The sequence below is a fragment of the Phytobacter sp. V69 genome (assembly GCF_965644215.1).
Taxonomy (GTDB): Bacteria; Pseudomonadota; Gammaproteobacteria; order Enterobacterales; family Enterobacteriaceae; genus Phytobacter.
The window spans coordinates 1-714 of sequence record NZ_CBFFRL010000483.1; the positions used below are offsets into that span (position 1 = coordinate 1).

Below are 714 nucleotides of genomic sequence, written 5' to 3' on the forward strand. Positions count from 1 at the left end.
GGCTCAGGTTGAGCGGCTGCTGGCGACGTCCTTGCTGGCGCGGCACATAGCGCGCGGTCAGCGCCATCACCAGCATCACGATCGGCACATTCACCAGGAACACCGCGCCCCAGTGGAAATGGGCCAATAACCAACCGCCGATTAACGGCCCGAATGCTGCTCCACCAGAGCCGACCGCTGCCCACACGCCCAGCGCCATATTGCGCTGCTCTGTTTTTGCAAAGGTATTGCGGATACCGGCCAGCGTCGCCGGAACGATCATTGCTGCGCCAATGGCCAGTACGGCGCGCGAGGTGATCAGCTGTTCCGCGCTGGTGGAAAACGCCGCCAGAAATGAGGCCAGGCCGAAAAGCCCGCTGCCTGTCAGCAGCAGACGTTTAAAACCGATACGGTCTCCCAGCGCGCCCATGGGCAACACCATCCCTGCCATCACCAGCGAATAAATATCGATAATCCACAGTAATTCGTTACCGCTGGCGGCCAGTTCTGCGCTCAACGTAGGTGACGCCACGTGCAATACCGTCGCATCAATCGCTACCGGAATATAAACCAGGACAATAATGACTAATGTTAACCACTGACGAACCATAACTTCCTCATAACCAATGTTGGACAAGTGTCCAGAATGGCGATCCTACGGAAAGTTGAACGGCTGTCCAGCTTTTTGTTAGACTCCGTTTCATTCACGTTTAGGGGTGGCATATGAGCTATTTG

General features: G+C 56.0%; 1 protein-coding gene. It reads right to left on the minus strand.

From position 1 onward, the window contains the following. A partial coding sequence (locus ACSZPU_RS26125) for an MFS transporter (RefSeq protein ID WP_499004527.1) occupies positions 1-589 on the minus strand: 589 nt, incomplete at its 3' end. Between the last annotated feature and the right edge of the window lie 125 nt (positions 590-714).